Annotated in this window: 11 protein-coding genes; all 11 read right to left on the bottom strand. The window is 72.1% G+C overall.

All coding sequences use genetic code 11. The features are described 5' to 3' along the window. Positions 1 to 542: 542 nt before the first annotated feature. Positions 543 to 1982, bottom strand: a complete 1440-nt coding sequence (locus tag FrCorBMG51_RS09860) for an NAD(P)/FAD-dependent oxidoreductase (protein WP_047222763.1) — start codon at positions 1980 to 1982, stop codon at positions 543 to 545. Between the two features lie 206 nt (positions 1983 to 2188). Beyond that, entirely contained in the window at positions 2189 to 2680 is a 492-nt protein-coding gene (locus FrCorBMG51_RS09855) for a DUF3237 domain-containing protein (RefSeq protein ID WP_052914521.1), read from the bottom strand. Between the two features lie 446 nt (positions 2681 to 3126). Beyond that, positions 3127 to 4047: a DUF6390 family protein gene (locus FrCorBMG51_RS09850; protein WP_086055355.1), complete on the bottom strand. Its 921-nt coding sequence runs from the start codon at positions 4045 to 4047 to the stop codon at positions 3127 to 3129. After that, positions 4044 to 5144 carry a hydrogenase formation protein HypD gene (hypD, locus tag FrCorBMG51_RS09845; RefSeq protein WP_047222762.1) on the bottom strand — a complete coding sequence of 367 codons (1101 nt, stop codon included), beginning with the start codon at positions 5142 to 5144 and terminating at the stop codon, positions 4044 to 4046. Before hypD ends, FrCorBMG51_RS09850 begins: the two co-directional genes overlap by 4 nt. 222 nt (positions 5145 to 5366) lie before the next feature. Then, positions 5367 to 5639: a HypC/HybG/HupF family hydrogenase formation chaperone gene (locus tag FrCorBMG51_RS09840; protein ID WP_047222761.1), complete on the bottom strand. Its 273-nt coding sequence runs from the start codon at positions 5637 to 5639 to the stop codon at positions 5367 to 5369. 242 nt (positions 5640 to 5881) lie between these two features. Further along, complete coding sequence (hypE, locus tag FrCorBMG51_RS09835) at positions 5882 to 7102, bottom strand: hydrogenase expression/formation protein HypE (protein ID WP_086055354.1); 1221 nt, start codon at positions 7100 to 7102, stop codon at positions 5882 to 5884. 161 nt (positions 7103 to 7263) lie between these two features. Then, complete coding sequence (locus FrCorBMG51_RS09830) at positions 7264 to 8166, bottom strand: D-sedoheptulose-7-phosphate isomerase (protein ID WP_086055353.1); 903 nt, start codon at positions 8164 to 8166, stop codon at positions 7264 to 7266. Beyond that, the gene (locus tag FrCorBMG51_RS09825) at positions 8166 to 9005 is read right to left on the bottom strand and encodes a hydrogenase assembly protein HupF (protein ID WP_200902393.1); all 840 of its coding nucleotides are present in this window, start codon (positions 9003 to 9005) and stop codon (positions 8166 to 8168) included. Before FrCorBMG51_RS09825 ends, FrCorBMG51_RS09830 begins: the two co-directional genes overlap by 1 nt. After that, a complete protein-coding gene (locus tag FrCorBMG51_RS34570; RefSeq protein WP_083731026.1) occupies positions 9002 to 9397 on the bottom strand; it encodes a HypC/HybG/HupF family hydrogenase formation chaperone in 396 nt (131 codons plus the stop codon). The genes FrCorBMG51_RS09825 and FrCorBMG51_RS34570 overlap by 4 nt, the downstream gene beginning before the upstream one ends. A gap of 2 nt (positions 9398 to 9399) precedes the next feature. After that, positions 9400 to 12297 (bottom strand): carbamoyltransferase HypF, encoded by a 2898-nt coding sequence (locus FrCorBMG51_RS09815; protein WP_052914520.1) that lies wholly within the window; start codon positions 12295 to 12297, stop codon positions 9400 to 9402. 114 nt (positions 12298 to 12411) lie between these two features. Then, positions 12412 to 13053 carry a hydrogenase maturation protease gene (locus tag FrCorBMG51_RS26580; protein WP_476742139.1) on the bottom strand — a complete coding sequence of 214 codons (642 nt, stop codon included), beginning with the start codon at positions 13051 to 13053 and terminating at the stop codon, positions 12412 to 12414. Positions 13054 to 13264: the final 211 nt, after the last annotated feature.

Below are 13264 nucleotides of genomic sequence, written 5' to 3'. Positions count from 1 at the left end.
ACCGGACCTGCCAGGAGAAAACACGCGGACCCGAACAGCGGTCAACCCTGCGGGAAGCGCCGTCCAGCGCGGCACAAGAATGGCTTTAGACTGGTTTGCAGGCTGTTAAGAAAATAGCCGGGCCCGCCGGTGCGGGTAATCGCCGGGCAACGGAACGACGCGGCTGCGGCCGTGTATTTCTCGCCGGCGCCGCCGGCGGTCCGAGGGGTAAGTCATGCCGCGGCCCCGGGCCAGGCGAGGGCACGGCGGCGTTCCCGCGGGACCGTCCTGGATCACCTGGCGTGGCGCCTGGGCCGGCCGGCGGACCGTCCGCGGGCCTCGCCCCGCGACTGTCAGTACCGTTTCGGAGTCACTCCGGTGCCGCTTCGGGGCGGTTTCGGGGCCGCTCCCGTATGTCGGCGCGCCTCACGGCGCCGCAGCGGTCGAACGTCCCGGCGTGCCGGCCCCGGCCCCGCGAAGCCGCACGCCCATGGACGAGCACCCCGAACGGGAACCCGTGAACGAAAACCAACCCTGAAAGAACCGTGGACGAGAAACAGCCCTCACGATGCCGGCTGGGGCACGGCTTCCGCCTCGGCCGTCCGTGGCCGGGGTGGCTCCCCCACCGACCAGCCCGGCCGTTCGGACGGCGCCCAGCCGTCGTAACGGAATCCGCCGAACCGGGTTTCCCAGCGAATGGCGAGCTCCGTCGGGATCTCGCCCGCGACCTCCCGCAGGATGCCGCGGCGGTCCGCACCGGGGGCGGCCAGCGCCCGGACCAGGCCACGGACCATCCTTGACGGCCCGATCACGTGCTCGACCTTCCGCGTCCGGTTGAAGGTGTCGCTGAAGTCCGGCCGGCCCTCGCCCCTGTCCCCGAACGTCCGCAGAACTTCGCGGATCAGCGCGGAGGGAGCGTCCGGACGGGACTCCCGGTTACCCCAGTGATAACTGCTGCGTGTGTCGTTGTCCCGGTTCTTCTCCCACGCACGGAGAGTTCTGTCGAGCGCCGCCGGATCGTCGAGGACGGCGTTGGCCGCCTCGCCGAGAAGCCGCCCGTGACGCAGGGCGTCACGCTGTCCCTGACCTGCGACGGGATCCTTGAAATGCCCGGAGTCACCCGCCAGCGCCCACCCGGGTCCGCTTGACCGCCGGTAGTAGGAGGCCAGTTTTCTGGTCGACCGGAGCTGGCTTACGTTCTGGGCGCCGCTGATCCGCTCCGCGACCTCGGGCTCCTCGGCGACGGCCTCCTGCCAGAACCGCTCGCCGCCCTGCTGGAAACGGGGAATGTCGTCCGCCGGGGCCATGAACACCACGAGCAGTCGTCCGCGTGGGCTTGACGGCAGGGTCAGAACAATGCGCGGGCTACTGCGGTATATGCCGTAGATCTCGTGGTGGATCGTGTCCACCGCGGGGTCGTCCATGTAGCGGAAGGCGAATCCCCGCCCGTTCTTCGACCCCCGATAAGGTGTCCAGGCGCCGACGGCCGCCGCGGTCCTGGACTGCCTGCCGTCCGCACCGACCACGAGCCTGGCCCGGATTTCGTACTTCCGCCCGTCGTGCCGGTAGCGCACACCGACGGCTCGGCCGTTCTCCCAGAGCACGTCCTCGAACACGGATTTCTCACGTACGTCGGCACCGGCCTCGCGGCAGGCGGTGACCAGGCACACGTCCTGGTCGTACCGCGGAACGCAGACCCCGTAGTCGATCCCGTCCACCGTGGCGAAACGCTCACGTAAACGAATATCGCCGACCGTGACACCCAGATAGCGGGCCTGCGCGGGGCCGAGCTTCAGAATGTGCGGCAGCGCGCCCATGCGTTGCAGTTCCGACACGCCGCTGGGTACCAGGACGTGCGTCGACAGCTGATCCGACGGGAAGCTCGTCCTGTCCAGCAGGATCACTTTTCGCCCGGCCCGCGCAAGCGGCACCGCCGTGGCCGTACCGGCAAGTCGCGCGCCAACAATGACGACATCGGCATCTTCAGCACCCGTCAGGGTCACAACGCCTCCCAAGGCATGCGCTACGCGTCCGACCGTAATCTTCCGTGCTCTGGTGCGCTCCCCTCATAAGAGTCAACCTGGTGCCTCCATCGGGATAAAATCCCTCCGGAGAGGCCCGTTCACCCGGCCCCGGGTGAATCTCGGTCTGTCACGCCCGGTCGACTGGCCGAGTCGACTCGCCCTGTCAACTCGGCCAGTCGATTCGGCTAGTCGATTCGGAAGACACCGAACTCGATCGCGCCGTTGACAAGACGCCCACGGCCGACGAACACACGGCGCTGCAGCCAGGCGTATCGCTCGTCACCGGTCTCGAACCGAAGGGTGATACTCAGATACTGGTCGGTGTGGCTGATCGTGCCACCGGTCTGTAACGCGGTCCCGACGGCCTCGTTCATCTCGACGAGGCCGGTGTACTGGACGTAGATGGTCGCGTCGTCGTCGGTACGCCACAGGCCCCGCACGTCGATACGCCCGAAACCGTCCAGGCCGATGAGGACCCAGTCGCCGCCGCTGTCCGCCAGCACGTCGGCGTTGATCCGCCTGCCTGTCACGCGGCCGCCGGCGAAGCCGAAGAACAGCCGGGTTCCGAAGGGACCGGTTCCGACCGCCAGCGGCGGACTGAGCTCGGCCCGATAGACGAACTCCTCGGCGACGGTCAGAGCAGCGTCCAGACCAGCATCGGTGGTGGTCTCGCTCATCGTTCTCCTCAGGGTTGTGAGTACTCGTGCGCGGACAGCGGACGTGGATGGTGTCTGCTGGCCTGGCCCACCGCTCGCGGGAGACGTTCCCGAGTTCGCTCGAGCGATCGCTCCTCAGGCCGGCGTCGACCCCCGCGACGGGAACCCCGCGTACGAGCGCCGTGCTCACGCGACGCGGATGACCAGCGGATGACCATCCGATCGGAAGAATCTCAGGTGGCGCCAGGCAACGCTTTGACCTATGTCACATTTTGTTGACAGAACGGTATGATGGTTGGACCAATCATGTCAACCGATCCGCACAGCCCATGTCAGCCCACCGCCAGCGGCGGGCAGCGGCGATCAGCGGGCAGCGACAGCGGGCCAGAAGCCAGAGGTCAAAGGCTGAAAGCCAGAGGCCGGAAGCCGGAAGCCGGACGTCATGGGCAGTGCCGCCGCGCCACCCGTCAGGCGTCGTCCCGCACCTGTCGGGTGAGCGCTTCCCCGGCCGGGCCGGCCTCCCGGGTGCGGGCCAGCCGGCGGTTGGTGAGCTCGAGCTGGGTCACTGTGTCGCGGCGCAGCGTCGTGGCCTGCCCGTCGGTGAGCCGGCTGCTGACCCGGTCCCAGTGCAGGGCGACCCACTCCCCCGGCCGCACGTCGGGGGCGAAGCTGACACCGCCGGTGACGAGCGCGGCCCGCAGCGGCCGGGGCCCGGACAGCCCGAGCCGGCCGTTCTCCCAGGTCAGGCCCGCGGAGCGCACCACGACATGATCGCTGTCGCGTTCCGTCACCTGCCCCCAGCGAATCCGGCAGCTGTCCAGCACGTGCAGTGGCCCGGTGGGGTCCGGCGAGTCCAGCAGCCGGGACCAGGGGTAAACCCCGAAGACGTGGAAGCAGTGGTTCGGCGCGGCCTCGTCAAGAATCTGCGGGGTGAGGTGCCGCCAGTACCACCCGGCCTGCGGACCGATCACAGCCAGCAGCGCCGCGCCGAACTCGCGGGGGTCGACCGCCTCCGACACGCCGCCGCCGAGCCAGTACGCCTCGACCACCCGGCGGTCGAGCGGGTCGTCGATACCGGTGAGCCGGGCCAGGATCCGCAGATACGGCCATGCTCCGTGGAAGCGGCGGGCCAACGCCCGCAGATCACCCTCCGTGGCGCCAGCTCCGCCGGCTCCGGCGGAGCCGGTCGCACTCGCGGCACCCGTCGCTTCGGCCGCTCCCGCGGTACCGGCGGCACCCGTCGCACCGGCGGCACCGGCGGCACCGGCGGCACCGGCGGTCAGCAGTGTCCGCGGCGCGTCGGCCGGGCCGCAGTAACCGAGCTCGTTCGGCGCGTAGGCGTAACGGGCGAACATCCGCGCGCCGTCCTCGTCACAGGACGCGCTCACCGCAGGGCCATCCGTCCGAAGGTGTAGTAGGCCGCGCAGGCGCCCTCCGAGGAGACCATGCAGGTGCCGATCGGGGTCTGCGGTGTGCAGGCGGTGCCGAACACCTTGCACTCCCACGGCTTGATGGCGCCCTTGAGGACCTCTCCGCACTGGCACGCCTTGGGGTCGGCGACGCGGACGCCGGGCATGTCGAACCGCCGCTCGGCGTCGAACCGCGCGAAGTCGTCGGTGAGCCGCAGCGCGCTCTGCGCGATGAAGCCCAGCCCACGCCACTCGAAATGGGGCCGCAGCTCGAACACCCGCGCCATCAGCGCCAGCGCCTGGGGATTGCCCTCCTCGCGCACCACCCGGCCGTACTGGTTCTCGACCTCACAGCGTCCCTGCCGGATCTGCCGGAGCAGCATCGCGACCGCGGCGAGAACGTCCAGCGGCTCGAAGCCGGCCACCACGACAGGCTTGCCGTGCGCCTCGGGGACGAAGCGGTACGGCCGGCTGCCCACCACGGTCGAGACATGCCCCGGGCCGATGAAGCCCGACAGCCGTAGGTCGGGCGAGCGCAGGATCGCCCGCAGCGGCGGGATGATCGTCACGTGGTTGCAGAACACGCTGAAGTTGGTCAGCCCCAGCTCCCGGGCCCGCAGCAGCGTCACCGCGGTGGACGGGGCGGTGGTCTCGAACCCGACCGCGAAGAACACGACATGCCGGTCCGGGTTGTCCAGGGCCACCCCGAGCGCGTCCAGCGGTGAGTACACGAAGCGGACGTCCGCCCCGCGCGCCCTGGCCTCCAGCAGGCTGCCGCGGCCACCGGGCACCCGCATCATGTCGCCGAACGAGGTGAGGACGACCCCCGGCTGCTCGGCCAGCCAGATCGCGTCGTCGACCCGTCCCATCGGTATGACGCACACCGGGCAGCCCGGGCCGTGCACCAGCTCCACCGACTCGGGCAGCAGGTGTTGGATGCCGTGCCGGTAGATGGTGTGGGTGTGGCCGCCGCACACCTCCATGAACGCGTAGCTGTCCGTCCCGGCCAGCTCCGCGATGGCGGCCACCAGCGCACGCGCGGCCGCGGGATCGCGGAACTCGTCGACGAAGCGCATCACGGATCCTCCTTGCAGTGACGGCTTACGGTTACGACCGGCGAGCCGAAACGATCTGTACGACAGCGGCGGAAACGGCCACGGCAGGCATGGCAGACGCAACAATCCCGGCAGACGTGACGGTCCAGGCAGACGCTGCCGACACGGCAAACACGACAGGCACGACAGGCACGACAGACACGGCCGGCACGGCCGACACGGCAGGCACGACGGGCGCGGCGGTCAGGGGATCGCGGACGAGCCGAACGCCTCGATCTCGTCCTGGTAGGCCGCGCCCAGCTTCTCCATCGCCTCGAGCGTGCGCGTCGCCTCGTCCTCGTCGATCACCGCCAGGGCGAACCCGACGTGCACCAGCACCCAGTCCCCGACCTGGGGCCCGTCCGCCGCGACCAGCCGAATGCTGATCGTCCGCCGCACCCCGCTGACATCGACCGTCGCGAGATGCTGGCCCGCGTCGACGATCTCGACAAGCCGCCCGGGAATTCCCAGACACATCAACAACCTCCTCATGCCATGACGCCACCACCTGGCGCCACCGGCCTCCCCGAACCACCCAGAAACGGACACGTCCCAAGAACGAGGGAACAAGTGGTCGCTGTAGCAGCCACTTCCGTACTCAATTCTTTTGATCAGAACAGAACAGGCGGATGAGCGGATGGGCCGGTTGGCGGGCTGGCGGGCTGGCGGGCTGGCGGACGGGCCGGTTGGCGGTGCGTCGGGCGGGGCGGTCGGCATGGTCAGCAGATGCGGGGTAGCGGGTCGCCGACCAGCATGTCCACGATCCGGGTGCCGCCCAGGGCGGTGCGCATCGCGACGATCCCGGCCGGCCCCTCGGTGATCTCCCCGATGACTGCGGCCGACCGGCCCCGCGGATGCTCCCGCAGCGCGGCCAGCGCCGCCGGGGCCTGCTCGGGCGGCACCACCGCGAGGAACCTGCCCTCGTTGGCAACGTGGAGCGGGTCGATGCCGAGCAGCTCGCAGGCGCCGCGTACGTCGGGGCGCACCGGCACGGAGCACTCGTCGAGCAGGACCCCGAGGCCGCTGTCCCGGGCCAGCTCGTTGCAGGCCGTCCCCACCCCGCCCCGGGTGGGGTCACGCAGCCACCGCGTCGACGGCGCCGCCGCCAGCAGCTCCTCCACCAGCGCGTTGACCGCCGCGGTGTCGGAGCGGATGGCGGCGTCGATCGCCAGGTTGCCGCGGGCGATCATGACCGCCATCCCGTGCTCGCCGATCGTGCCGGACACCAGCACCCGGTCCCCCGGCCGCACCCGCCGCGCGGACAGCTGCCGGCCGGGCGGGACGAGCCCCACCCCGGCGGTCGTGACGATCAGCCCGTCGGCGGCGCCGGTGTCGACGACCTTGGTGTCTCCGGTCACCACCTCCACCCCCGCGGCCCGCGCCGCCTCGGCCATGTCCCCCGCGACGCGGCGCAGTTCGTCGACGGGGAAACCCTCCTCGATCACGAATGCCGCGGACAGCCACAACGGCCGCGCCCCCGTCATCGCCAGGTCGTTGACGGTGCCATGCACCGCCAGGTCACCGATGGAGCCGCCGGGGAAACGCAGCGGCCGGACCACGAAGGAGTCGGTGCTGAAGGCCAGCGACTCCCCCGACGGCAGCGGCAGAACCGCGCCGTCCCCCAACGCGTCGAGCGCGGGGTTGCGGAACGCGTCGACGAAGACCGCCTCGATCAGCTCCGCCGACGCGCTCCCGCCAGCCCCGTGCGCCGCGGTCACCACCTCGCCGAGCGCCCGCGGCCGGCGCCGCCGGAACGTCTCGACCCGCGCCAGCACCAGCGCCTCGTCCGCCTCCCCGTCCCCGTGGGCCGCCCTCTCCTGGATGACCTCCGCGCGCATGTTCCCGCCCCGGGTGCCGTCTCCGCGGCCCGCCTTCTCCGCCTCCACCCGGCCCGCCCACTTCGTCTGGCCCGTCTGATTCGCCTGACCCGTCTGACTCACCCGGCCCGTTCTGCTCGTCACGCCTGTTCGGTCGGTTGTTCGGTCAGTTCGACCCGCCGGGATCATCCGGTCCGCTCGGTCCGCCCGGTCGGGGTGATCCCTCCGGTTCGGACGATCTGTTCGATCTGCCCGCTCCGTTCGGCCGGCCCGATCCGCCACGGTCATCGGGCGTTCTCCCCCGCCATCGGGGTCGCCGGGTACATCGGGGATATCGGGGATATCTGGGACATCGGGGATGCAGTCGGATGGTCCGCCATCCGCCGCTGCGTCGCGGCCCACAGGTGGTGGCCGAGCAGGGCGTGCGACTCCTGGATGCGGTGCACGCTCTGCGAGTGGACGACGAAGCAGCGGTCGACCACGCCGTCGGCGGCGAACCGGCCGCCGTCGTACCCGGCGAAGCCGACGGTGAGCGCGCCCCGGCGGCCGGCCTCGGCCAGCCCGGCCAGCAGGTTGGACGAGTCGCCGCTGGTCGACAGCGCCACCGCGATGTCGTTCGGGCCGGCGTGCGCGATGAGCTGCCGGGCGAACACCCGCTCGAATCCGACGTCGTTGCCGAGCGCGGTGACCACCGCCTGGTCCGCGGCCAGCGACCAGGCCGGCAGCGGGCGTCCGTGCGGCGGGCGGGAGAACAGTTCGGCCAGGGTGGCGGCGTCGGTCGCGCTACCGCCGTTACCGAAGGTGTACATACGTCCGCCCCGGGCGAAACGGTGTGCCATCTCCGCCGCGGTGGCCGCGATCGATCCGGCGCACTCCCGCAGCGTCGCGTGCTGTAGTCGCACGCTCTCCTGGGCCTTCGCCCGCGCCGAGTCGGCAAGTTCGACCAGCAACGCACCCAGTGCGTCCCCCCGGCCACCGGTGTCCCCGCGGCCTTCCTTCCGGTCGCGGGCATCCCGGCCGCCGGTGTCCCGGCCGTCATCCCGCTGGCCGCTCCTCCGGTGGCCGCCGTCGCGCCGGGCGCGGTCGTCCCGGTCAGCGCCGGCCCGGGGGCTGCTGTCCCGGTCGTCGCCGTTGTCCTCCTGGGGGTGGAGGAACGGGTACAGGAACGCGGTGTGCTCGGTGGTCATCACTCACCGTCCTGGTCGAGACGAATGATCGCCGTCGCGGCATGGACCAGCACCAGATCACCCGTGGCCACCGGATCGACCAGCAGGGTGCTGACGAGCTCCATCCCCGTGGCGGTACGCACCAGTGCCCGTCCGTCGGCCGCTCCCCGGGGCGTGACCACTTCGCCGAGGCGGCCTTCGTCACCGCAGGTGACGCACGTCCCGCCGGTCTGCTCCCGGGCGGACGGGTGGAGCACGGCGGTGTGCTCGAGGCAGACGTGGGTCAGCTCCCACAGCAGGTGGTAGAGGAGCACAAGCCGGCCGGTGGTCGGCAGCAGCGGATCCGGGTCGTCCAGCCACAGCACATGATCAGCTGTACCGGCCGGCGGACGCGGACCGCTACCGATCCATATCGTGCCTGTCTCCCAGGCCGGCGCCCGGCGCAGCACGGCACGCACCACCGGGTCATCGGCGGCGGCCACGGCAAGGACGACGTCACCGGGCCGGGCCGCCAGCCGGATCATGGCGACGGGATCCGGGCCGGTCACGGCCACCGCGGGCAGCGCCGGCTTGCCGACGACAGCCGGGTGGACGAACTCGACCGCGACATGGTGCGCGTGCGGCCCCCACGCCGGCGACAGACACCACAGGGTGGCACCGCCGGCAAAACGCCGGGCCAGCGCGAGCGAGGCCCCCGCGAGATCAGCCGCAAGATCCTCGGTCAGCCCACCGTCGTCGGTGTCGTCCACGCCGCCGACAGCGCCGGCGGTCGCCTCTGGAACGTTCGCCGGCTCCTGCCGTGTCTTCCGGGGATGACCTGTCACAGCGTCGTCGTCACCAGTGACCGCCACGGCGCTCATCGCATTCCCCCGGTTTTCCCGACTCCCCCGGTTTCCCAGGCCTCCCCGGATCTCCTGACCTCCTCGGTCTCCATGGTCTCCGCGGTCTCCCCGAATCCTCTTTTTGCTTCGGCTTCTCTTTCCTCGACTTCCCCGGCTTCCGTCAGGTGGCCTGTCGCGGTGTCGTCGATCAGCTGGTATTCGCGCATCACGTCCAGCGTGTGCAGTGCCGACTGCTGGTCGAGCCGGGTCAGGGCGAAACCGGCGTGCACCATGGTGTAGTCGTCGACCGCGAGATCCGGCAGATACGCCAGGCACACCTTCCGCGTCTCACCGGGGAAGGCGACGTGGGCCATCCTGGTCCCGCTCTCGTCCCAGACCTCGACGATCCGGCCCGGAATCCCCAGGCACATGGTCACCTCTCCTCATCGTCCCCGGCACGCAGGCGCAGCACCGCGACCGCGGCCTGCCCGAGCGCGAGCCCGCCGTCGTTGGGCGGCACCAGGTGGTGGACGAGCGTGTCGAATCCGGCGGTGCGCAGCCGCTCCTGGCAGGCGCGCAGCAACAGCACGTTCTGGAACACCCCGCCGGTCAGGCCGGCCAGCGACACCCCTCGCTGCCGGCCGACCCGGGTCACCACCTCGGCGACCGCGTCGGCCACCGCCTCGTGGAACGCCGCGGCCAGCACCGCCACCGGCACGCCGTCGCGCAGCCCGGCCACCAGCGCGCGCAGCAGCGGTGCCGGGTCGAGCACACCGTCCGCGCCGACCGTCAGCCGTGGTGCCACCGTCAGCCCCGATATCCCGGGCACCTTCGACATCCCCACTGCCGCCGGTATCCCCGATGCCGGTCCCGCTCCCGATCCCAACCGGGCCTCCTGTGACGCCGCTGCGCCCGCGGCCGGGACGGTGACCGCCTCGAGCGCGGCCGCTTCGAGGGCGATCGCGGCCTGGCCCTCGTACTCGACGCGGTGGCAGATGCCCAGCAGGGCGGACACCGCGTCGAAGAGGCGTCCCATGCTGGTGCAGGGGACGCAGCCGATGCCGCTGTCGAGCTGGGAGCGCACCGCGGCCAGTTCGGCGGGCCGGCAGGCGGCCACCGCGGGCAGGTCCGGCGCCCACGGGATGCCGGCGGCGGCCAGGTGGGACAGCGCCATCCGGCACGGGTTGCGCACGGCCGCGTCCCCACCGGGCAGCGGCACCGCGCGCAGATGGCCGACGCGGGTGAAGCGGTGGCTGTCCGCACCGAGCAGCAGCACCTCACCGCCCCAGACCTCGTCGCCCCGGACCTCGTCACCCCGGAGCACACCACCCCGGAGCACGCCGTCCCGGGACGCCCTGTCCCGGGACAGTGCGTCCCGGCCCGCGCCGCTCGGGACCGCGCTGTCGGTGCCGCCGATGCCGTAGCCGGTGCCGTCGAAGGCCACTCCGATGATCGGTTCACCCAGCCTGCCGTGCTCGGCGAGCAGGGAGACCACGTGCGCATGATGATGTTGGACGAGCAGCGGTGGCCGGTCACCGGCGTGGCGCTCGGCCCAGCGGCGGGTCGAGTACCCCGGGTGGGCGTCGGCGACCAGCCGCGCCGGGCGCATGGCGTACACGGCGGTGAACTGCTCGACCGACCGCTCGAAGGCGCGCAGCGCCGCCAGACCACCCATGTCACCGACGTGCGCCGAGCAGAACGCACGCTCACCGTCGGTGACACAAAAGGTGTTCTTCAGCTCCCCGCCAACGGCCAGGACCACCTCGACCGGCCGACGCGAACCATCCTGGTCCGCCACCCGCCCAACCCTGCCCGCGGACGCCGGTCGACCTCGGCTGCCCACGGGCGCTGTCCGGCCGAACTCGACCAGCAGGGGCGTGTGGCCGCGGGAGCGGCGGATCGGCAGTTCGCGGCCGTCGACGACGCGGACCACCGAGTCGTCGCAGGGCAGCAGGATCGGACGGTCATGGGTGAGCATCGCGTCGGCCAGCGCCGGCAGCCGGCCGCGGGCGTCGGTGTCGTCGAAGCAGATCGGCTCGTCGGCCAGGTTGGCGCTGGTCAGCACGACGCACGCCGGGGGCACGACGGCCGCGCCGGGCACCTGGGCGAACAGCAGATGGTGCAGAGGCGAGTAGGGCAGCAGCAGGCCGATCAGCGGGTTGCCCGGCGCCACGTCCGCGGCGACGGGAGCGTCCGCCCGGCGCCGCAGCAGCACGATCGGCCGGGCCGGGCCGCGCAGCACCGCGGCCTCGGCCGGGCCGATCTCGGCGAGCCGCCGGGCCACGTCAAGATCCCGGACCATCACCGCGAACGCCTTGCCCACCCGCGCCTTGCGCTCGCGCAGCAGCCGCACCGCCACCGGGCTGTCGGCCCGGCAGGCCAGGTGGTAGCCGCCGATCCCCTTCACCGCGACGACGCGACCATCGGCCAGCGCCCGCTGGGCCGCGGCCAGCGCCCCGTCCGACCCGGTCACCTCCGCCTCCGGCGTCTCAGCCGCCCCCGGCACCCCGGCTCCGATCACCTCGGCTCCGATCGCCTCGGGCCCGATCCCCGCTGAGTTGGACGCCGCCGGCCTGGCGGCCTCCAGCTCAGCGGCGTCCCACGGCCCGGTCACGCTGTGGTGGCCGTCGGCCACGGCAGGGGCAGAGCATGCGAGGGGCGTGAAGGGGACGAAGGACAACCGCGGCCCGCAGTCCGGGCAGCACACCGGCTGGGCGTGGAAGCGGCGGTCGGCCGGGTCGTGGTACTCGGCCGCGCAGGCCGAGCACATCGGAAAGCCCGCCATGGTGGTGGCCGCCCGGTCGTAGGGCAGCGACCGGATGATGGTGAACCGGGGGCCGCAGGCAGTGCAGGTGATGAACGGATGACGGTAGCGGCGGTCGGCCGGGTCGAACAGTTCGCGTACGCAGTCGTCACACACCGCCGTGTCCGGGGGGACGACGGCGCCGACGGTGTGAGCGGCGTGAACACCCTCGCAGCCATCGCGGCTGGCCACGATGCGGAAGCCGGCCTCTCCGGTCACCGGCGGGGCGTCGTCCACCCGCACGGTGGTGACCCGCGCCGGTGCTGGCGCGTCACCGCGCAGCCGCCGCAGGAACTGCGCGACCGTCGCGGGGCTGCCCTGGACCTCGATGAACACCGAGCCGCTGTCGTTGCCCACGAAACCGTCGACGCCGAGGGCGGTGGCCAGCCGGTGGACGAACGGCCGGAACCCCACCCCCTGCACAACGCCTTCGACCCGCACCCGCCGCCGCCACACAGCACCGGGATGGCCAGGCTCCCCAGCACGCGCATGACCGATGACGGCCGGACAGACGCCTTCGGCCGTCATATGGACGGCCCNCCGTACGGCCACCCCTGCCATGCTCACGGACGGCCGGGCCGGACCCCGGGCGCGTGTCCGCCGTCTGCGGGCTGCGAAACCCGGCCAGGAAGTCCCGTTCGATCAGGCCGATGACCTCCCACATGGCCTGGCGCACCGCCGCGGACAGCTCCCAGCCCGCGTCGACGCACTCGGCCTCGATGAGGAACACCGTGACCTCGTCAGGACGGCTCGCCGNCTCGCCGCCGCCGAACCGAGCCGGCCTGCCACCGGTACCAGGCCGGCTGTCCGCCCCTCCCCGACCGGCGGTGGGCCGCCTTCCCGCCCCTCCCCGAACGGTGACCGGCCGGTCATCTGATCTTCCCAGGCCGTGCGGCCTTCCTGGGCAGGCTGACCTTCCTGGGCCGGTGGCGGGCCGGGCGTCCGCTCGTCCGGCCGGTGCTCGTCCGGCCAGTGCGCGTCCAGCCAGGTGGCGAGCGCCAGCGCGTGGTCCCAGCGGAAGGCGTGGCTGTGCAGGCCGGCCAGCGGCGGGAGATCGGCCAGCTCCGGGCCGGGTACACGGTAGATCGTGCCCGGCCGCGCGCCGGTGCGGGCGGCGTCGACGATAACCACCCGGCGGGCCTCACGGATCCGGAACGCCACATCCATCCCGGCGGTGCCGCCGTCGACGACCCGCACCCCGTCGGGGATGCCTCGCTCCCACAGGTGCCGGATGAGGACCGGCCCGACGCCGTCGTCCCGACGCAGGATGTTGCCGCAGCCCACCAGCAGCAGTTCGCGACGCGCCGGTGTGCCGCCGCCGACGGGTCCCGCGGGGAGCTGCGTCACCGGGCGCCTCCATCCGTTCCAGCCGTCCCGTCCAGCCGTCCCATGTCGATCTTCTATCCGCCGCGCGCCAGGACCATCGCGTTGATCGTGAAGTTGCCGACCTCACGCCCGCCGCGCCGCCGGGCCCACCGGCGGGCGCGATCCAGAT

The sequence above is a fragment of the Protofrankia coriariae genome, assembly GCF_001017755.1.
Lineage (GTDB): Bacteria > Actinomycetota > Actinomycetes > Frankiales > Frankiaceae > Protofrankia > Protofrankia coriariae.
This window is presented reverse-complemented; position numbering and strand designations above follow the sequence as displayed.